The sequence below is a fragment of the Longimicrobium sp. genome, from assembly GCA_036387335.1.
Lineage (GTDB): Bacteria > Gemmatimonadota > Gemmatimonadetes > Longimicrobiales > Longimicrobiaceae > Longimicrobium.
Map to the genome: position 1 here is coordinate 13,878 of DASVTZ010000206.1, position 19,204 is coordinate 33,081.

Below are 19,204 nucleotides of genomic sequence, written 5' to 3' on the forward strand. Positions count from 1 at the left end.
AATCAGCCGAGAAGTTCGGAAATTAGCGTCGAAGTGGTGTCCACCAGCGCCACCACGCGCTCGTACGGCATCCGGGTGGGCCCGATCACCCCGATGACGCCCTTGAGGTCGCCGGAACGGTACTCGGAGGTCACCAGGGTGAAGTTGGAGAGCGCCGGGTCGTCGTGCTCCACGCCGATGGTGACGTTGAGGCCGCCGGCCGCGCGCGTCCCCACCACTCGCTTGAGGAGGTCGCGCCGCTCGGTGAGCTCCATCAGGGCGCGCAGCCGGTCGCCGCTGGCGAACTCCGGCTGGTCGGCCAGCACCGAGGCGCGCCCCAGGTGCAGGTCCGCGTCGCCGTGCGCGGGCGCCGCGAACCACTCGTCGGCCTGCTGCATGAAGACGTTGAGCAGCTCCGCCTCGCCGCGGCCGGATGATACGGTGTCGCGCAGCCGCTCGGGGAGGGTGGCGCGGATCTCCCCCAGCGTGAGCCCGCCCAGCCGCTCGTTCAGCACCCGCCCCACCGACTCCAGCGTCGTGGGCGCGATGAGCGTGGGCACGTCCACGTAGATGGTGCGCACCCCGGCGGCGCGCAGGCGCAGCACCAGGAGCACTTTGGCCTCGCCGAGCGGCACGAGGTCCAGCCGCTCCAGCACGGCCTCGTCCAGCCGCGGCGCCATCGCCACCCCAAGCTCCTGCGTGAGCAGCCCCACCACCTGCGCGGCCCTGCGCACCAGCTGCTCGATGGCCGCCCCCTCCCCCGCCCCGGCCGCCAGCTCGCGGCGGATGGCGAGCTCCTCGCCGGAGGTGAGCGGGGTGCGGCACATGAGCACGTCCACGTACAGCCGGTAGGCCAGGTCGGTGGGGACGCGGCCGGCGGAGGTGTGCGGGTGGAAGAGGTAGCCCTTCTCCTCCAGGTCGCTCATGGTGTTGCGCACCGTGGCCGGAGAGATCCCCAGCCCGAAGCGCCGGGCCACCATGCGGCTCCCGGCGGGCTCGGCGGTCTCCACGTACGTGCGGATCACCGCCTCCAGCACCTCGTGCTCGCGCTCGCTGAGCGGCTGCTCGGTCATGGGTCCGTGGCCCGTGGAAAACGCTGGAAAACCCGTTGAATTTCGCGGTTCGGGGGGCGGGGCGCAATGCCGGGGGGAGGAGGCCCTCACCCCCGCTCGTTCCTCGCTGCCCCCACTCCCGATAACAGGAGAGGGCTGCGCCCTCCTGTCCTCGAGAGAGGGGGCGGATTTCCTTTGCCTGTCGCCGATGCCTGTAGGGGCGTGATTTATCGCGCCCGTGTCACGCGCTACACCGCCCTCTGCCCCCGCCGCACCAAACCCCGTAGGGGCAGCCCCGCGTGGCTGCCCGTGCCCTCCCGGGGTCCGCCGCCCGCCCATACGCACCACCCACGCCGCCCACACGGCACCTCGTAGGGGCGGACCTGCGTGTCCGCCCACCCTTGCCGTGCCTCTACGCCCGGGTTCATCCCGCCAGCACCGCCCGCCCCTCCGCCGCTTCGGCCAGCTCCACCGCCAGGCGATCCAGCAGCAGCCACCCCTCAGCCGTCAGCCGCAGGATCGCATCATCCCCCTGCGCCAGCCCCCGCGCACGCCAGGCGGCGGCGAGGCGGAGCTCGGCGTCGCAGGCGGCGGCGAGAGGGTAGCCGGAGTCCGTGCGAAGACCGAGCCACGCTCCTTCCAGCGCGCGCGTTTCGTCGTCCACCGTCTCCTCGTCGTCGACCGGGAGGCGGCCGGCGGCGATGGAGTCGCGGTAGGTGTCCCAGCTTCGCACGTTCCAGCGGCGCAGCGGCGGGTAGAAGGCGTGCGCGCCGGGGCCGAGGGCGGCGTAGGGTGCGCCCGTCCAGTAGACGCCGTTGTGGCGCGACTCCCGGCCGGGAAGGCCGAAGTTGGAGACCTCGTAGTGGCGGAAGCCGGCCGCGGTCAGGTGGCGGTGCGCAAGGAGGTACTCGTCGGCGTAGCGGTCGTCGTCGGCGAGCGTCTCGCGGCCCTCGAGAACCCAGCGGCCCAGCGGCGCGGCGGCCTCCGCGGTGAGGCCGTAGAGGGAGATGTGCTCCGGCTCCAGCGTGAGCGCGTGGTGGAGGTCCGCGCCCCAGTCGCGGCCCAGGCGCTGCGGGAGGCCGAAGATCAGGTCCACGCTCACGTTGCCGAAGCCCGCCTCACGTGCGGCGTCCATCGCGCGGCGCGGGCCATCGACGCCGTGCATCCGCCCCATCCAGCGCAGCGCGGGCTCGTGGAACGTCTGCGCGCCCAGCGAGATGCGATTGACGCCGGCCGCGCGCCAATCGGAGGCGGTGGCCGCGGTGAAGCTCTCCGGGTTCGCCTCGCACGCCCATTCCGCCGCGTCGCTCCAGGTGGCGAAGGGGGCCAGCCGCTCGCGCAGCTCCGCCATCGCTCCGGGCCCGAGGAGCGACGGGGTGCCGCCGCCGATGTAGACCGTGTCCAGCGCGAGCGGCTCCGTCCACCCGCGCTCGTCCACCAGCAGGCGCATCTCGCCAACGATGGCGTCGAGCCACTCGGCCGTGGGCGCCTCGCGCGTGGCCTGCACGGCGAAGTCGCAGTACGAGCAACGGCGCACGCAGAACGGAACGTGGACGTACAGCGCGGATGGGCCAGACGACAACGATCTCTCCTTGCGACGGGTGGACCTCAGGGACACCGCAGCACGCCGGACGTTCCGCGCGGCACGAGGCTCGCAAAGGGCGTCGCGGACGATACCTCCCACACCGGAATCATCCGTTGAACGAACCGCTCCTCTCGCAGCGCGCACTCCGGTGAGCGAAGCCAACGAATCCGCCGCGCCGCTGGCCGAGGGCTCCGGGGTCGCCGCGCCGTCCGCGGGCCCCGGCTTCGGCGCGCGTCTGCGGCGGCTCGGGTCCGAGTCGCTTGTGTACGGGCTCAGCTCCATCGTGGGCCGCTTCCTCAGCTACCTGCTGACGCCGTATTACGCCTACGCCTTCACCCCCGCGGACAACGGGGTGCAGTCTGTCGTATACACCTACATCCCGCTCGCGTCGCTGGTCTTCCTCCTGGGGCTGGAGGTGGCGTACATGCGCGGCGCTGCGGCCACCCGCGACGCGGACCTGACGACGCGGCAGCGCACCTTCAGCATGTCGTTCGGCACCATTGCGGCGGTGGGGGCGGCGGGGCTGGCGTTGGGATGGGTGGCCGCGCCCTGGCTGGCGGAGCTGGTGAAGCTCCCCGTCTACGCCGTGCGCTACATCCTGGCCATCGTGTACACGGACGCGCTCCTGACCGTCCCGTACGCACAGCTCCGGATGAGCAACCAGGCGAAGCGCTACGCCGTGCTGAAGCTGCTCTTCGCGGGGGCGAGCATCGCGCTGAACGTGGTGCTGATCGGGGTGCTGCACTGGGACGTGTCGGCGATCTTCTTCTCCAACTTGGTCGCCAACCTCGCCGTCCTGCTGCTGATGCTCCCCATCATCCTGCGCCTCTTCCGCCCCGCGACGCTGCGGGGCGCGGAGTGGGGGCCGCTCTGGCGCTACGCCCTGCCGCTGATTCCCGCGGCGCTGGCGGTGGCGCTGGTGGAGAACGGCGACCGCATGGTCCTGAACGCCCTCCCCGACGCCACCGCGCGCGCCGTGTACGGGATGGACACCAAGGACGCGGTCGGCATCTACTCCTTCAACTACAAGCTGGGCGTGGCGATGCTCCTCGTCGTGCAGATGTTCCGCATGGCGTGGACGCCCTTTTCGCTCACGCAGGCGAAGCAGCCCGGAGCGCCGCAGCTCTTTTCGCGCGTGCTGACGGCACTGATGATCGTGTGCAGTGGCGTCCTGCTGGCGGTATCGCTCTTCCTGCCCGTGCTGGTGAGCATCCCGGCCGTCTACCACTTCCCGCGCACGCCGGCGTACTGGCTGGGGCTCTCCATCGTCCCGGTGATCCTGCTGGGCTACGTGTTCAGCGGCGTGTACGCGGTGGTGACGGCGGGGCTGTACGTGGAGCGCAGGACGGGCGTGCTGCCGTGGATCGCGGGCGCGGGCGCGCTGGTGAACCTCGGGTTGTGCATGGTAGGCGCGCGGTTCGGGATGGTCGCCGTGGCGTGGGCGACCCCCGCATCGTACGCGCTGATGGCGGCGCTGGGCGCGCGGGCGGCGAACCGCGTCTTCCCGGTCCCGTTTGAATGGTTCCGGCTGGTGCACCTGGGCGCCATCGCGGGCGCCATCTTCGCGACGGACCACTGGCTCCTGCCGCGTGCGATCGAGCCCGGCTCCGCCCTCGGTGCGGCGGCCAAGCTGCTGCTACTCCTCGCGTTTCCCGCGCTGCTGCTGCTGACGCGGTTCTTCCGGGCGGGGGAGTTCGCGGTGATCCGACGGCTCGTGCCGGGGCGGGCATCGTAGGGCCTCGATTCCTTCAACTTTCAGCAACAGCCAGGGTGATCCGCTAGCTGACGCGAGGCCGCTCGGGCACGTTGTACACGCGTCCCGAGCGGCCTGTGTCATGATCGAATGCACTGAAGGCGTGCCACGCTCCGGCACGCCTCGGTCCTGCGGCGCCGCTCAGCGAGGGCGTCTCACGTGTCGTTCGCGGTGAAGACTCGGTCGTAGAAGTGGAACTCGCAGCCTGGGCGCACCGGCACGTACACGACGGGCGGCATGTGGCGGGTGCCGGACATCCCCGCGTCGATGTAGATCGCCACGCCATGTTGCTCGTATTCCCCGAAGCGCTTGACCGACGATGCACCGAACACGTTCGACCGGGCGGACTTCACGTACCGGGATCCTCCGACGGTAATCGCCTCGCCATTGATGAACCAGGGCGCATCGGCCGCGTACTGCCCCAACCCCGGGGGCGCCCCCGCGATGCGCATCCCGCGGTGCATAGTGTCGGCGGGGGGTGCAGCGTTGACCCCGCTGGTGCTCGGCGGGCCGGAGCCCCGTTCCACGCAAGATTGCAACTCGGACCCGGTGGTCGCCAGCGACGCGTGCGCCGTCGGTGCCGCCGCGGGAGGCGCGGCGATCACATCGGGGGTCGGTGAGGCGGCGCCCGCGCACGCCGTGGCGAGCCATGCCATGAGCAGGACTGCCATCGCGCTGCCCGCGTGGGCCTGCGCGCGCGCGATGCGTCGGTGGGCGGCTGCGTGTAACGTTGCCATGCTTCCTTTTCGTGGAGGGCACCCCGGCGTTCATCCACGCCGCGACCGCAGTGTACGTCAGATTTTCAGGATGTGCAATGACATTGTCCTGAAGTGTACTTGGGCGTGCGTACGTAGCTGGCGAACCGGCACGTGCGGAAACTCTCCGATGGTCAGCGGCGGCGGAACTGCTTGCCGGGGAGCGACTCGGCGAGGTCCCGCAGCTCGAGGCTGAGAAGCGCGGTGAGGAGCGTGCCGGTGGGAAGAGACGCGGCGGTGGCCAGCTCGTCGACGTGGCGGGGCTCGCCGTGGAGGAGGGCGAAGACGGCCGCCTCCTGTGGCGGGAGATCCGGAGGCGGCGCGGGTGGTGGAGGAACGGGCGCGGGGTGGCCGACGCCGCGCAGCTCTTCGAGGATGTCGTGCGCGGAGGTGACGAGGCGCGCGCCTTCCTTGAGGAGCTGGTTGGTGCCCGCGCTCGCCGCGGAGCCGATGGGGCCCGGGACGGCGAAGACCTCGCGCCCCAGCTCCAGCGTGTACTCCACCGTGTGCCGCGCGCCGCTCCTTTCGCCCATCTCCACCACGAGCACGCCGTCGCTCAGCGCGGCGATCAGGCGGTTGCGGCGGGGGAAGTTGCCCGCGTTCGGGTCCTCGCCGGGAGCGAGCTCCGTGACGAGGAGGCCGCGCTCGCGCATGCGGGCGAAGAGGCGGTGGTTCTCGGGCGGATAGACGCGGTCGATCCCCTGCCCCAGCACGCCCACCGTCGCGCCGCCCGCGTCCAGTGCGGCGGCGTGCGCGGCGGCGTCGATCCCCTTCGCCATTCCGCTGACGATGGAGTAGCCGGCCCGCACCAGGTCCGCCGCCAGAGACGATGCGGCCTGGCGCCCGTACGGCGTGGGCGCGCGCGTGCCGACGACGCCGATCCCCGCCGTCCCCAGCAGCTCCAGCCGGCCGCTGGCGAAGAGCAGGAACGGCGCATCGGGAAGGAGGCGGAAGGCGGCCGGGTACGCCGCGTCGTCCGGCGTGATGGCGACGGCGCCGACGCGGTTCATGAGCTGCTGCGCGTAGCGGGCCCGCTCGCGCCCCGCCGGCGACCCCGCCTCCGCCACGCGGCGAGCCATCTCCGCGCCGAAGCCGGGGAGCGCCGCGACGGCCGAGACGGATGCGTTCAGCGCGCGCTCCGCCGTACCGAAGCGGGCCAGGAGGGTGCCGATGCGGCCGGGCCCGATGCGCGGGACCACGGCCAGCCGGAGGAGCGGCTCCAGCGCGGCGGGATCGAGCGGCATGCGTGGGTCAGGGGCGCCAGGGCTCGGGCTCTTCGCCCGCGGCGATCTCCTCGGCCACCACGCGCGCGGCGTGCGTCCACAACCCTTCGAGAAGCGCGTCCAGCCCGCGCCGCGCGACGGATGAGATCACGAACTGCCCCCACGCCTCGGGCGCATCCACCCGCGGCTGCTCCCAGTCGGGCGGAAGCAGGTCCGCCTTGCTGAAGACGACGCAGTGCTGCTTGGCCGCGAGCTCCTCCGAGTAGCGCGACAGCTCCTCGCGCAGCCGGTCGTACTCCGTCTGCGGCTCCAGCGCGTCGGCCGGGATGAGGATCGCCAGCGTGCGGGTGCGCTCGATGTGGCGCAGGAACTGGTGCCCCAGCCCCTTCCCCTCGTGCGCCCCCTCGATGATTCCCGGGATGTCCGCGACGACGAACGAGCGGTGGTCGCTCAGCGTCACCACGCCCAGGTTGGGGGTGAGGGTGGTGAACGGGTAGTCGGCGATCTTGGGCGTGGCGGCCGAGACGGCGGAGAGGAAGGTGGACTTCCCCGCGTTCGGCTCCCCCACCAGCCCCACGTCGGCGATCAGCTTCAGCTCGAGCACGATGCGGCGCTCGTCGCCCTCCGCGCCCGGATCGGCGCGGCGGGGCGCCTGGTTGGTGGCCGTGGCGAAGGCCGCGTTGCCTCGCCCGCCGCGGCCACCCTTCGCCACCACCACCTCGTCGCCGGGAGTCAGCAGCTCGCCCAGCAGTTCCTCCGTCTCGTCATCCTTGACCACGGTGCCCAGCGGCACGCGCAGGATGAGCGGCTCTCCGTCGCGCCCGGTGCGGTCGTACCCCTGGCCGCGTCCGCCCGGCTGCGCCTTGTAGTGCTGCTGGTAACGGTAGTCCATCAGCGTGGTGAGCTGCGGATCGGCGCGCAGGATGATGTCGCCGCCCTTGCCGCCGTTGCCGCCGTTGGGCCCGCCGTGCGGCACCCCCGTCTCGCGCCGGAACGACACCTCGCCCCCGCCGCCGTCGCCGGCCTTTACCTGAATCGTCGCGTGATCTAAAAACACTAGGGACTAGGGAACAGGGAATAGGGAATAGGGGGCATTCGCGCCCCTCGTAGTTGCAGTGCTCCCCCTCTCCCGATAACGAGAGGGGCACCCTCTCCTGTTATCGGGAGAGGGGGCCGGGGGGTGAGGGCCGGATCGCGCCCCACAGCGCGCGGACCTCCTCCGCACGGTCATCGTCCAGAAACGCGCACGCCGCCTCGACCGCTTCGTCCACCTGCTCGGCGGTCGCGCCGGCATTCAAAGAGCCGCGCAGGTGCGAGTGGAGCTGGCGCGGCACGTTCCACACCGCCAGCAGCGCCGCGATGCAAAGCTCGCGCGTCACCAGGTCAAGCCCCGGACGGCCGATCACGCGGCCGTAGCCGCCGGTCACCATCCAGCCGTCCACGTCCGGGTGCAGCGAGCGGACGTTGGCACGCAGCTTCTCGTAGTTCGAACCGTAGACGGTCGCGCACACCGCCTCGCCGCGCGCGTCCCATTCCCGCGCGTCCTCGCCGAGCGAGGGGGATGCGGGACGGCCGCTGACCTCGCGCCAGAGCCCCAGCGCGTTCAGCGCGTCCGGGAAGCCGACGAAGAGGTGCGACTGGAGCAGGACCTCCTCGACCGCGACGGGATCGGCATCCAGAGCGCTCTCCATCGCCGCGCGGATCGCGGCGGAGTCGCGCGCTCCGAGCGATGCGGCCAGGCGCAGGAGGGCGGCGTCAGGCATCCGGCGTCGTGAGGTGGATGCGGGGGCGGAGCTGGCCCACCGTCTCGCCGCGCGTGTTCACCACCTCGGGGAAGACGAAGGTGTGCAGCCGCCCCAGGTCGTCCTCGGAGATCAGGTCCAGCTCGCGCAGCACGGCGATGATGGCGGGGCCGGCGGCGCGCTGCGCTCCATCCTCCACCTTGAGCGCGATCCCCAGCTCCGCGCCGGGCACGCCGACGCAGTAGACCCCCTCCGCCCCGATCTTGGCGAAGACGCGGCCCCCCGCCACGCGCGTCAGCTCGGTGCAGATGCGCCCCTCGCCAGCCACCATCTCCGGGTGCGCGGTCATCGCCTCCACGATGCGGCTGGGGCCGGGCTCGCCCGCGCGCGCCGCTGCCGCGAAGCCGGCGTACGCGAGGGCCATGTGGCGCAGCGGCAGGGCGAATGTCACGACGCCGCACCCGTCCGTTCCCAGCCCGACCGCCTCCTGCGGCACCTGCGCCCAGCGCGCCACCTCGGCCAGCATGCGCCCCTGCACGGGGTGCTCCACGCGCTGATAGCCCTCCGTCTCCCAGCCGTGGGCCCGGGCCAGGAGGAGCATCCCGGCGTGCTTCCCCGAGCAGTTGTTGTGCAGCCGGCCGGGCGCCAGCCCCGCCTCCTCCAGCTCGTGCCGCGTGTGGTCGTCGAAGGGCGGATGCGCGCCGCACGCCAGCGCCTCCGCCGTGCAGCCGGCTTTGAGCAGGATCGACTCGGCGGCGGCCACGTGGCGCGCGCTGCCGGAGTGCGAGCCGCAGCAGAGCGCCAGCTCGGCGGGGGTGATGCCGAAGCGCTCGGCGGCGCCGTCGTCCACCAGCGGCAGCGCCTGCATCGGCTTGGACGAGGAGCGGAAGAAGGTGGACAGCTCCGGGTCGCCCGTGGAAGCGCGCAGCATCCCGCGCGCATCGACCACCGCCACGTGCACGCGATGCCAGCTCTCCGGCACCGCGTTCCTCACCACCTCCACCACGCTCACCGCTTCCGTCATCGCCGCGCTTGGTCCGGGGACACACCGCCGCGGGGTTTTCCGCGGACCCGTAAAATAAAGGAGGAGAGGCACCTTGGCACCCCTCCTCCCCTGCCCGCTGCTGGCCGCTTTTACCTGCCGGCGCTCTTTATCTCCGGCTGGCCGTCGCGGGCTGCCTGCTTCGCGCCGCTTCGGCCGCTCGGAAGAGCGCCGCCTGCGTTGGAGAGGTCCTCGCCAGCCGCAGCGCCTCCTGCAGCACGCGATCGGTGGCGTCGTTGCGCTGGGCCGCCACGCTCTCGCCGAAGCGCGCCCGCGCGATGGCGTTCACCAGGCGCAGGTCCACGTAGCGCTGGGCGGCGTCGTACTGGGCGCGCGTCACCCCGATCCCCGCGCGGGCGATCCGCTCGAAGAGGGTGTTGCGCATTGCCGCCGTCACCTGGAAGTCGGGGGTGAGCCCCGGCGTATTACGGCCGTACTCCACCGCGTAGCGCAGCAGCTCGCTCTCCCACTTCCCCAGGTCCTTGGCCAGGGCGCGGAAGAAGTCGCGCTCCACCGCGGTGGCCGAGTCCTGCTTCAGCTCCAGGTCCGGCACGATGCCGCCGCCGCCGAACACCGTGCGTCCGCCGTCGGTGCGGAAGGGCTGGCGCTTGGCCGTGTCCTGCAGCATCGGCGTCCCCGAGCGGCTCACCTCCGCCGTGTCCTCGGCCGCAAGGCCATCCTCGTCTTCCTCGTGCTCCTTCTGGATGGAGCGCCCCGCCGGCGTGTACCACTTGGCGGTGGTCATCTTGAGGAAGTTGCCCCCCGACAGCGGAAAGAGCGACTGCACCGAGCCCTTGCCGTACGTGGGGCTCCCCACCACCAGCGCGCGGTCGTGGTCCTGCAGCGCGCCGGCCACGATCTCCGCCGCGCTGGCCGAGTACTCGTCCACCAGCACGATCACCGGCAGCTCGGCATACGACGCGTCGTCGCGGGCGCGGAAGGTCTCGCTCTCGCGCGGGTCGCGGGCGCGGGTCTCCACGATGGCCTGGCCGGACTTCAGGAAGAGGTCCGACACCGAGACGCCCTGGTTGAGGAGGCCGCCCGGGTTGTTCCGCAGGTCCATCACCAGCGACTTCATCCCCTCGCCCTTGAGGCGGGTGATGGCCGCGCGGATCTCGTCGGTCGACGTCTCGGCGAAGACGGTGAGGTTGAGGTAGCCCACCCCCGGCGACGCCATGTACGCGTACGGCACCGACTTCACGTGGATCTCGTCGCGCACGATGCGAAAGGTGACCGGCTCGTCCACGCCAACCCGCAGCACCTTGATGGTGACCGGCGAGCCCTTGGGACCGCGCAGCACCTTGACCGCCCGCTCGTCGCTCCACCCCTTTGCGTCCTGCCCGTCGATCTCGATCATGCGGTCGCCCACGCGCACGCCGGCGCGCTCGGCCGGGGTGCCGGGAAGGACGCCCACCGCGGTGATGTAGTTGTCGCGCGGCGCGATCTGGATCCCCACCCCCGCGTACTCGCCGCTCGTGGCCAGGTGGAGCTGCGCGTACTCCTCGGCGGACATGAAGGTGGTGTGCGGGTCACCCAGCTCACGGAGCATCCCCTTAATGGCCTTCTGGTACAGCTCCGATGCGGGCTGCGGATCGACGTAGCGCGTCTGCACGTAGCGGACGACTTCGTCGAAGAGCTGCGCGCGCTGGATGACGCTGTCCTCGCGGCTCCCCTGCTGCAGGAGCCAGCCGCCGGACACGAGTGCGACGCCGGCCACCAGCGCGGGGGCGACAATGGTGCGATGGAGCTTCATTCCGCCTCCGAAGGAGCGATGCGGGGAGGCCGCGGGGAAAGCGCGGCTGGTGCTGCTTATCTTGTAAACCCGCCTGCCGGAAAGGTTTCCGGAAACCGGGCTGCGAGTTCGGCGACCACTCTGGCGTGGACCTCGACGGGCGGCGCTCCCGCGTCCACCCGCACGACTCCTGCCACGCGCCCGGCCATCTCGCGGTACGCGGCGGCCACGCGGGCATGGAACTCGGCCCCGGCGCTCTCCATGCGGTCGGGATCCATCCCGGCCGACCTCTGCCGCCGCGCGCCCTCCTCCGGATCGAGCTCCAGGAGGATGGTCGCATGTGGAGATACGCCGCCCGTGGCGATCCGGTTGCATTCGGCGATCTCGTCGGCCGGCAGCCCGCGCCCGCCGCCCTGGTAGGCGAGGGTGGAGAGCTCGAACCGGTCGGCGATCACCACCCGCCCGCCCGCCAGCGCGGGGCGCACCACCTGGTCCACGAACGCCGCGCGCGCCGCCAGCATCAGGAACAGCTCGCTCCGGGCGGGCACCGCCAGCTCCAGGTCCGCCAGCACGGTCGCGCGCACCCTCTCTCCGAGCGGCGTGGACCCCGGCTCGCGCGCCACCACCGCCTCGCGCCCCCGCGCCGCGAGCAACTCGGAGAGCAGCCGGACCTGCGTGGTCTTGCCGGAGCCTTCCACCCCTTCGAAGGCAAGGAACAGGCCCCGCGGCTCGGTCGGTGCGGTCATGGTGGGTGGGTTTGAACCGGGGGTTGGACCGGGTTTGCCCGGGTTTGCCCAGGCGAGTGAACTCGCGGCAACAACAGCACAAAGTCCGCCTGCGCGGACTCGCGGGCGAGATCCCGGTGCGTCCCGAATGGCGGCGCCGCCCAGGCGTTTCTTCCAGGAGCGAATGAATTCGCGGCTGGAACCACGCAAAGTCCACCTTCGCGGACTCGCGATCAAATGCCTGCATGCACGAGCCGGCTTCAGCCGCCTTCGCGTAGTTCCAGCCGGGGGATTCATCCCCCGGTTGCGCGGGGCCGGGGCCCGCCACCGGCACCAATCGCGACCCCCGGTTGCGCGACCGGGCCAATGTGAGCCGGCATCCCCCCCGCCCCCAACCTGCGAAGGCAGGTTTCCCGCCGTTGTTGCAGCGGTTTCAACCGCCGGCCCTGGCTCGGTTTCCAACCATCAGCCAGGCCTCAACCCAATCACCCCCCCGCAACGCCAACGCGGCCCGGCGCCTGTGAAGACACCGGGCCGCGTGGGACGAAGTGGCTCACCGGGCGAAGAGCGTCACCGACAGGGAGCCGCGCCAGAAGGGCTCCTCGAACCCCGCCGCGTCGCCGCCGCGCGAGCCGCGCTCCACCGCCGCGTCCAGCATCGCCGCGCCGCGGCCCAGGCGCGCGCCGATACCCGCGGTGATGGCGCGCTCGTCCGGGAACGCCGAGTCCGCGCCGTCCCAGCGGAAGGGGAGGCGCGCCATGCGGGCACCCAGCCGCAGCGGAAGCGTCTGGCCCAGGAGGGTGAAGCCGTCGTACTCCAGCCCGCCCGCCAGGTTCAGCGCGTCGCGCGCGCCGCCGCGGTTGGTGATGTCGTCGTCGGCCGCGCCCCAGCCGGCCCACCGGGCGGAGCCGGCGACCAGCATGTTCCCCGTCACGCGGGCGCTGGCGCCCACGTCCAGCGTCACGGGGAGCGAGTAGTCCTTCTCCGCCACCGTCGAGTCGTCGGGGCTGGCGTTCAGCTTTCCGCCGCCCGACACGGCCGCCGCGAAGCTGAGCGCCTCCACCGGCATCCAGCGCGTCCCCACGGAGATGCCGGTGCCCGTGTAGGTGACCGTGGTGGCGCTGACGGCCGGGTTCAGCCCCTCCACGAAGCGCTGGCTGGTGTCGCGCACGGCGCCGGTGAAGGCGTCCACCGCGAGGCCCACCGCGAAGCGCGGCCCGGCGCGGTAGCCGATCCCGCCGCGGAAGCGCGCGATGGCGCCCTGCGAACGGAAGCGCTCCTCCACCGCGACGCGTCCCGTGCTCAGCGTGATGGAGTCGCTGCGGGTGGCGCGGTAGTTCTGGTCCAGGAACGAGCCGTACCCCGCCATCAGCGTGAAGCGGGGACGCGGCTGGAAGACGGCCTGCACCGAGGGGAAACGGGCCGTGCTGCCGCTCGTGGCCTGCGTACCGGCGGTGGCGTCGTACTGGTCCGGCTGGAAGGTCACCGAGATGGCGGCCGTGGCGAGCCCCACCGGACCGGCCGGGTTCACCAGCGAGAAGGTGGCCTCCGGAAGGCCCAGGGCGACGCCACCCAGCCCGCGGGCGCGCGCGTCCACCGGCTCGATGGGGTACCCCAGCCCGCGGGACGAGAGCACCGACTGCGCCTGGGCGCCGCCTGCTTGGACGGCGAAGGCCAGGGCCGCGAGGGCCCCGAGGCGAAAGGCGCGGCTCATGGCAGCTCGCTCCGGGCCGGCAGTGTGTAGACGATGCGAAGCCGCGGCTCCGGCAGGAAGGCCGCGAGGCCGAAGGTGTCGTAGATCTGGTTGTTGGGGCGCACCGACGGGATCCCCACCAGCGGCCCGCCCAGCAGCGCGAAGTCCTTGGGCACCGTGTCGCCGCGGGCCGCGCTGGTGGCGAAGGCGGTGATGTTCAGCTCCACCAGCGAGTCGGCCGGCGCGAACGCCGCCGCGCTCTGCGGCGACAGGAAGCCGCTCTGGTTGGTGAACCTCACCCGCTCGTTGGGGTCCAGCACCGGCTGCCCCAGCGGAGCGCGCCGCCCCAGCTCAGGCTCACGGATGGTGTAGATGGAGACGATCGCCGAGTCCAGCGGCGCGAACGCGGCCGAGACCGGAGAGCGCCGCAGCAGCAGCGACACGCGGTTGAGCTGCACGTCGCGCAGCGCCACGCGCTGGCACGACCCGCCGCCTGCGGCGCACCCCGTGACCGAGTCCGGCAGCTCGAAGTGGAAGAGCGAGCGCGCGGAGCGGATGCCGCCCGCCGCCAGCATCCCCGCCGGCTGCGGCGGCTCCGGGGTGAAGACGAAGGTGTTGGGCTGCCCCTCGATGGGGATCGCCGTCTGCACGATGGTGTCGCGGACGGCGTTGGAGGGGCGCACGCCGGCGCGGAGCGTGGGGATGGCGCGGATCTGCACCCGCGCACCCGCCTGCGCCGCGCCCACCGTGAAGCCGAAGCCGGTGCTGTCGCGCAGCGCGGCGACGTCCGCCGAGTCCAGCGCGATCACCACCGAGTCGCCCGCCGCGCTCACCGTGTAGTCCCCCTGCGCCAGCAGCGTGCCGCGCGTGCCCCCCGGCGTCCGCCACGGGGTGCGCACGCCGCCCGTGTCGGAGGCCAGCTCCCACGTCGCGGTGGTCGCGTCCCAGTCCTGCGCCAGGCGGAAGACCTGGAGCGTCACCGGCCCGCCGCTGGAGAGCGCCGAGTCCACGCGCAGCACCAGCTCGCCCGAGACGAAGCGGGGGAGCGTGTCCGTGCGGTTGACGTTGTCCTGCGTATAGGTCACCGACCGCGGAAAAGCCGCCGCGCTGCGGTACAGCGCGTTGGCGCTCAGCTCGCCCGCGAAGCGGTTGGCGACCACCGAGTACACCACCCCGCTGGGGGCGCTGTAGCCGGTGAACACGCCCAGCGGCCGGAAGGCGGCGCCGGCCGGCACGATCACCTCTCGCGTGGGGCTGTTGCCGCCGAAGATCTCGGTGCCGGATAGGGTGGGCGACTCGTCGTCGCATGCCGCGAGGCCCAGCACGAGCGCGGCGAGCAGGAAGGTCCTGCACGGGCCGATACGACGTAGCATCAGAGAGAACCGGATCGGTGTGTGTGCGGGCGGCCTCGGCCGCCCCGGGGTTCAGGCGCCCGCCGGCGCGCCCCGGTAGGTGCGCGGAAGGCGGAGCCCCAGCCCCGTGAGGATCTCGTAAGAAATGGTGCCGCAACGGGCGGCCACCTCGTCCACCCGGATCTCGCCGGGCCCGTCGCTCCCGATGAGGGTGGCGACGTCGCCGGCGCGGACCTCGCCGGGCACTTCCGAAAGGTCCACCACGGTCATGTCCATGGAGATGCGGCCGATGACCGGCACGCGGCGCCCACGGACCAGCGCCTCCCCTCCCGCCGCGGCCAGGCGCCGGGGGAGCCCGTCGCCGTAGCCGATGGCCAGCGTTCCCCACCGCTCCTCGCGCCGCGAGGTGTAGGTGGCGCCGTAGCCCACGGTGGTCCCCGGCGGCACCGTCCTCACCAGCCCCAGCCGCGCGCGGAGCGATGCGACCGCTTCCGGGCGCGTGCCCGGCCCCGCCTCGCCGCCGTACATGAAGATGCCGGGGCGTACCACGTCGCCTCCGAAGCCGGCGCGGCGCAGTGCCGCGGCGCTATTGGAGGTGTGGACCACGCGCCGCGGCCCGTCCGGCAGCAGTGCCAGCGCGGCCCGGAAGCGCCGCTCCTGCGCGTCCGCGGAGGCGAGGTCGGCCTCGTCCGCGGAGTGGAAGTGCGTAAAACACCCCTCCCACTCCAAAAGGTCCCCTGCCGCCTCCGCCACGGCCCTTCCCCACTCCGCCGCGTCGTCCGCCGGGAAGCCCGCGCGCCCCATCCCGGTGTCGGTCTCGGTGTGGAAGGCCAGGCGGGCTCCCGCGTCGCGCGCGGCGTCCGCCCACCCGCGCACCGCGTCAACGTCCGAGAGCGCCAGGGTGAGACGGGCCCGCGCGGCGCGCGCGTACTCGCCGGGCGGCGCGGGGGCGGTCACCACCACGCGGCCCCGCCACCCCGTCTCGCGCAGCGCCTCTCCCTCGGCCACCGCGGCGACGCCGAAGCCCCACAGCGCCTCCGGCTCCAGCGAGGCGGCCAGGTGGCGCGCCACGGGGGCGAGCCCCAGCCCGTAGGCGTTGGCCTTCACCATGGGGAGGAGGGCGGCGCCACCCGCGGCCTCGCGCACGCGGCGGAGGTTGCGCAGAAGCGCGTCCAGGTCTACCTCCACCCAGGCGCGGGAAGTGTCGTGCTCGGCGTCCGTTGACGGAATTGGCACAAATCGCGTAGTATAGGCCCCTTGTGACGACATCGCAACCCGACTTCCGCCCCGCCGCGCCCGACTCCGGCGGCGTCCTGGACCGTTCCCTGGAGCTGGTCCGCTTCCTTCGCGCCCACTGCCCGTGGGACGCGGAGCAGACCCCGCACTCCCTCCAGCGCTACTTGCTGGAGGAGGCCCACGAAGTGGCGGACGCCATCAACGCGGGCGACCCCGCCGCGCTGCGCGACGAGCTGGGCGACCTGCTGCTGAACGTGGCCTTCCAGGTGGTCATCGGCGAGGAACAGGGCGCCTTCAGCCGGGAGGAAGTGGTGGCCGGCCTGGAGCAAAAGATGCGCCGACGCCACCCCCACCTCTTCGGCCTGGGGGAGCGGGAGGAGTGGGCCGCCATCAAGGCACGCGAGCGCGCCGCGCACCCGAAAGCCCCCGGCCTCCTCAGCGCCCTCCCCTCGGGAATGGACCCGCTGCTGCGCGCCTTTCGCATGCAAGACCGGGTCGCCTCGGTCGGCTTCGACTGGCCGGACTGGCGCGGCGCGTGGGACAAGGTTCGCGAGGAGACGGACGAGGTTCGCGAGGCGCTGGAATCCGGCGACGCGGACCACCTGGAGGACGAACTGGGCGACCTGCTCTTCGCCATGGTAAACCTGGTGCGGCTGGCGGGCGCGCATCCCACGCCGGCCCTCGCCCGCGCCAACGCCAAGTTCGCGCGCCGCTTCGGCGCCATCGAAGCCCTCGCCCTGGAGCGCGGCGTCGTCCTCGGCGAAGCCACCCTCGAGCAGCTCGACGTGCTCTGGGACGAGGTCAAGCGCCGCGAACGGGCGGGATCCTGAACTGCAGCCTCACGCGGAGGCGCGGAGACGCAGAGAAAGAACGGCAGAGAAAAGCCACACAGGATAACTTCTCGCTGTTCTCTCTGTGTCTCTGTGTCTCTGTGTGAGCCTGCTGTTGCGGTTCTCTCTGCGCCTCCGCGTCTCCGCGTGAGGCCCATGCCGTCCCTGCCCTTGCGCTGAAGGCCCGTGGACGGCACCGTCATCAGGCCCGACACGCGATTAGCCATCTGTTTACATAGCCTGTGAATCTTCGCACACGATTCGTCCTTACCCTGCTGGCGATCACCACGGTGCTGCTCGTGCCGGCGGTGTCCGCGCTGTTCGGGCTGCGCGAGCTACAGTACGTGGCCGCGCAGCTCCGCACGCGCGACACCGAGGCGACCCGCATCCTGGGGCGCATCCACACCGGGCTGGAGGAGCTGGACTACGCCCACAGCAACCACGTGGTGCTGTGGAACATCTCGCCGGACACGGCGCTCTACTGGCGCGCGCGCACGGACACCGCCACGCGCCGCCTGGAGGGCGAGATCCGCGGCCTGGGCGCGCGTCCCAACGCCACGCCGGAGTACCGCGCCGCCACCGGCCGCGCCGCCCGGGAATTCGAGCAGCTCCGCCGCGCCATCGCCGAAGAGCAGTCGCGGCTGCGCCGCGGCGTGGCGGACCCCAACACCGAGTTCCGGCAGTCGGTGGTCCTCCCCGCCTTCGACGCGATGGAGCGCTCGCTGGAGCCGGTTGCCGAGGCCATCAACGACGAGGGCGAGGAAAAAGTTCAGCGCGCGCAAGACATTGCCGAGCGCGCGGCCACCACCACGCTGGTGGCCTTGGCCGCCGCGCTGATCGCGACGCTGGTGCTGGGAAGCTGGCTCACGCGCGGCGTGCTGCGGCCCGTCAGCGAACTGCGCGCGGGGATGGGGCACGTGGCCGAGGGCGACTTCACCCCCAACGTGCGCGTCCCCACGCACCGCCCGGACGAGATCGGCGAGCTGGCGCGCTCCTTCACCTCCATGGCGGAGCGGCTGGCCGAGCTGGACCGGCTCAAGGCCGAGTTCGTCTCCGTGGCCTCGCACGAGATCAAGACGCCGCTCAGCGTCATCCGCGGCTACGTGTCGCTCCTGGCGGACGGCATCTACGGTGAGGTCAACGACACGCAGCGCAAGACGCTCCTGGCCGTCAACGACCAGACGGACCGCCTCACGCGCCTGGTGCACCGCCTGCTGGACATCAGCCGCTTCGAGGCGGGGGGCGGGCGGCTGGAGCTGCGCCGCATCAACGTGCGCGACTTCCTTCAGGAGCTCACCAGCGGCTTCCAGGTGCTCGCCTACCAGAACGGGATCGACTTTCCCGTGGAGGTGGCGGACGACGTCCCCGTCAACGTGGTGGGCGACGCGGACCGCCTCAACGAGGTGCTGGGCAACCTGCTCTCCAACGCCTTCAAGTTCACGCGGCGCGGCGGCAGCATCCGGCTGGAGGCGCACCGCGACGGCGCCGGCATCCGCGTGACCGTGGCGGACACGGGCGTCGGCATACCCGCGGACAAGCTTCCGCACATCTTCGAGAAGTTCTACCAGGTGGACAACGACGCCCAGCCGCGCTCCGTGGGCTCGGGGCTGGGGCTGGCGATCGCGCATGAAATCGTGGAAGCGCATGGGGGCACGATCAGTGCAGCGAGCGAGGAGGGAAAGGGCACTACTTTCACCGTGGTGATCCCCGAACGCCCACCGGCCGCAAGGGCCGGCGAGACGCTTCCTCACGGCTGAATCCATGCGAACTGTCTGTGCAATCTTTTCCGTGCTCCTCCTGGGTGCATGCGCCACGCTCCGGGGGGGCACGCCGGATGACGGCCGCCGCACGCGGCTGTGGGAGCAGGCGCACGCCGCGTACGCCCAGGACTCGTTCCGGGTGGCCGCGGCCGCGTTTCAGCGCCTGGCCAACGAGCATCCGCGCACGACGGAGGGGCACGAGTCGCGCTTCTACCTGGGCGTGCTGAGCCTGGAGCCGCGCAGCAGCGTCGACCTCGCCCTGGCGCGCCAGCAGCTGCAGATGTACCTGGCCGACGACAGCGTGCAGACGCTCCGCGGCTACCACCTGCGCGAGGCCGGCTCCCTGCTCCGCCTCGTCACCGAGCTGCAGCGACCCTGCGACGCGCGCGCGGGCGCCGTGGCGTGCGACCCGCGCGTGGTCACCCGCGTCGTCACCGAGCCGGGCTCCGGCGGCAACGGCGACAGCTCCGCCGAGGCCTCCCGCCTCCGCCGCGAGGTCGCCGAGCGCGACCAGACCATCCGCGACCTGCGCGAGGAGCTGCAGCGCATCCGCAACACGTTGGCCCCGCGGCGGCAGCCCAGGTAGTAAGAAAAGTCTCACGCAGAGGCGCAGAGACGCAGGGAGAGAACAACGGAGAAAAAGCCTCACACAGAGGCCACAGAAGAAACAGAAAGCCACAGAGGAAACCTTTTCGGTTCTCTCTGTGGGTCTGTGTCTCTGTGTGAGCCATGCAGTTGCGGTTCT

At 72.0% G+C, this 19,204-nt stretch carries 16 protein-coding genes; 4 read left to right on the forward strand and 12 right to left on the reverse strand.

The genetic code is table 11. The features are described from left to right. Positions 1–2: 2 nt before the first annotated feature. Together hrcA and hemW are read right to left on the reverse strand one after the other, a co-directional pair. Positions 3–1,052 carry a heat-inducible transcriptional repressor HrcA gene (hrcA, locus tag VF647_21045; protein ID HEX8454579.1) on the reverse strand — a complete coding sequence of 350 codons (1,050 nt, stop codon included), beginning with the start codon at positions 1,050–1,052 and terminating at the stop codon, positions 3–5. 403 nt (positions 1,053–1,455) lie between these two features. Next, complete coding sequence (gene hemW, locus VF647_21050) at positions 1,456–2,613, reverse strand: radical SAM family heme chaperone HemW (protein HEX8454580.1); 1,158 nt, start codon at positions 2,611–2,613, stop codon at positions 1,456–1,458. A 151-nt stretch (positions 2,614–2,764) separates the two neighbouring features. Here hemW and VF647_21055 point away from each other — a divergent pair, with 151 nt between their 5' ends. Continuing rightward, entirely contained in the window at positions 2,765–4,351 is a 1,587-nt protein-coding gene (locus tag VF647_21055) for a lipopolysaccharide biosynthesis protein (protein ID HEX8454581.1), read from the forward strand. Between the two features lie 173 nt (positions 4,352–4,524). On the opposite strand, the gene VF647_21060 is transcribed toward VF647_21055, so the two are convergent. The 10 genes from VF647_21060 to alr all read right to left on the reverse strand — a co-directional run bounded on the left by VF647_21060 (position 4,525) and on the right by alr (position 15,869). Beyond that, positions 4,525–5,040 carry a hypothetical protein gene (locus VF647_21060; GenBank protein HEX8454582.1) on the reverse strand — a complete coding sequence of 172 codons (516 nt, stop codon included), beginning with the start codon at positions 5,038–5,040 and terminating at the stop codon, positions 4,525–4,527. A 218-nt stretch (positions 5,041–5,258) separates the two neighbouring features. Next, positions 5,259–6,368 (reverse strand): DNA-processing protein DprA, encoded by a 1,110-nt coding sequence (dprA, locus tag VF647_21065; GenBank protein ID HEX8454583.1) that lies wholly within the window; start codon positions 6,366–6,368, stop codon positions 5,259–5,261. Between the two features lie 7 nt (positions 6,369–6,375). Next, the gene (gene obgE, locus VF647_21070; GenBank protein HEX8454584.1) at positions 6,376–7,404 is read right to left on the reverse strand and encodes a GTPase ObgE; all 1,029 of its coding nucleotides are present in this window, start codon (positions 7,402–7,404) and stop codon (positions 6,376–6,378) included. A gap of 100 nt (positions 7,405–7,504) precedes the next feature. Next, on the reverse strand, positions 7,505–8,110 hold the full coding sequence (locus tag VF647_21075) for a carboxymuconolactone decarboxylase family protein (protein HEX8454585.1): 606 nt from the start codon (positions 8,108–8,110) through the stop codon (positions 7,505–7,507). Next, positions 8,103–9,113 (reverse strand): asparaginase, encoded by a 1,011-nt coding sequence (locus VF647_21080; protein HEX8454586.1) that lies wholly within the window; start codon positions 9,111–9,113, stop codon positions 8,103–8,105. Before VF647_21080 ends, VF647_21075 begins: the two co-directional genes overlap by 8 nt. Before the next feature lie 127 nt (positions 9,114–9,240). Beyond that, positions 9,241–10,884: a S41 family peptidase gene (locus tag VF647_21085; protein HEX8454587.1), complete on the reverse strand. Its 1,644-nt coding sequence runs from the start codon at positions 10,882–10,884 to the stop codon at positions 9,241–9,243. Between the two features lie 56 nt (positions 10,885–10,940). Continuing rightward, the gene (gene tmk, locus VF647_21090; protein ID HEX8454588.1) at positions 10,941–11,609 is read right to left on the reverse strand and encodes a dTMP kinase; all 669 of its coding nucleotides are present in this window, start codon (positions 11,607–11,609) and stop codon (positions 10,941–10,943) included. A 532-nt stretch (positions 11,610–12,141) separates the two neighbouring features. Further along, on the reverse strand, positions 12,142–13,302 hold the full coding sequence (locus VF647_21095) for a hypothetical protein (GenBank protein ID HEX8454589.1): 1,161 nt from the start codon (positions 13,300–13,302) through the stop codon (positions 12,142–12,144). Continuing rightward, positions 13,299–14,654 (reverse strand): hypothetical protein, encoded by a 1,356-nt coding sequence (locus tag VF647_21100; protein HEX8454590.1) that lies wholly within the window; start codon positions 14,652–14,654, stop codon positions 13,299–13,301. The genes VF647_21095 and VF647_21100 overlap by 4 nt, the downstream gene beginning before the upstream one ends. A gap of 51 nt (positions 14,655–14,705) precedes the next feature. Then, the gene (gene alr / locus VF647_21105) at positions 14,706–15,869 is read right to left on the reverse strand and encodes an alanine racemase (GenBank protein HEX8454591.1); all 1,164 of its coding nucleotides are present in this window, start codon (positions 15,867–15,869) and stop codon (positions 14,706–14,708) included. Between the two features lie 23 nt (positions 15,870–15,892). Here alr and mazG point away from each other — a divergent pair, with 23 nt between their 5' ends. The 3 genes from mazG to VF647_21120 all read left to right on the forward strand — a co-directional run bounded on the left by mazG (position 15,893) and on the right by VF647_21120 (position 19,045). Further along, a complete protein-coding gene (mazG, locus tag VF647_21110; protein ID HEX8454592.1) occupies positions 15,893–16,699 on the forward strand; it encodes a nucleoside triphosphate pyrophosphohydrolase in 807 nt (268 codons plus the stop codon). Between the two features lie 242 nt (positions 16,700–16,941). Beyond that, the gene (locus tag VF647_21115; GenBank protein ID HEX8454593.1) at positions 16,942–18,456 is read left to right on the forward strand and encodes a HAMP domain-containing sensor histidine kinase; all 1,515 of its coding nucleotides are present in this window, start codon (positions 16,942–16,944) and stop codon (positions 18,454–18,456) included. Positions 18,457–18,460: 4 nt separating this feature from the next. After that, a complete protein-coding gene (locus VF647_21120) occupies positions 18,461–19,045 on the forward strand; it encodes a hypothetical protein (GenBank protein HEX8454594.1) in 585 nt (194 codons plus the stop codon). Positions 19,046–19,204 lie beyond the last annotated feature (159 nt).

Excerpts from the sequence above, each read along its gene's own strand:
- VF647_21080 (HEX8454586.1), bottom strand. The coding sequence starts at position 9,113 with ATGACGGAAGCGGTGAGCGTGGTGGAGGTGGTGAGGAACGCGGTGCCG.
- VF647_21095 (HEX8454589.1), bottom strand. The coding sequence starts at position 13,302 with ATGAGCCGCGCCTTTCGCCTCGGGGCCCTCGCGGCCCTGGCCTTCGCC.
- VF647_21085 (HEX8454587.1), bottom strand. The coding sequence starts at position 10,884 with ATGAAGCTCCATCGCACCATTGTCGCCCCCGCGCTGGTGGCCGGCGTC.
- dprA (HEX8454583.1), bottom strand. The coding sequence starts at position 6,368 with ATGCCGCTCGATCCCGCCGCGCTGGAGCCGCTCCTCCGGCTGGCCGTG.
- VF647_21120 (HEX8454594.1), top strand. The coding sequence starts at position 18,461 with ATGCGAACTGTCTGTGCAATCTTTTCCGTGCTCCTCCTGGGTGCATGC.
- VF647_21060 (HEX8454582.1), bottom strand. The coding sequence starts at position 5,040 with ATGGCAGTCCTGCTCATGGCATGGCTCGCCACGGCGTGCGCGGGCGCC.
- hrcA (HEX8454579.1), bottom strand. The coding sequence starts at position 1,052 with ATGACCGAGCAGCCGCTCAGCGAGCGCGAGCACGAGGTGCTGGAGGCG.
- tmk (HEX8454588.1), bottom strand. The coding sequence starts at position 11,609 with ATGACCGCACCGACCGAGCCGCGGGGCCTGTTCCTTGCCTTCGAAGGG.
- VF647_21075 (HEX8454585.1), bottom strand. The coding sequence starts at position 8,110 with ATGCCTGACGCCGCCCTCCTGCGCCTGGCCGCATCGCTCGGAGCGCGC.
- VF647_21100 (HEX8454590.1), bottom strand. The coding sequence starts at position 14,654 with ATGCTACGTCGTATCGGCCCGTGCAGGACCTTCCTGCTCGCCGCGCTC.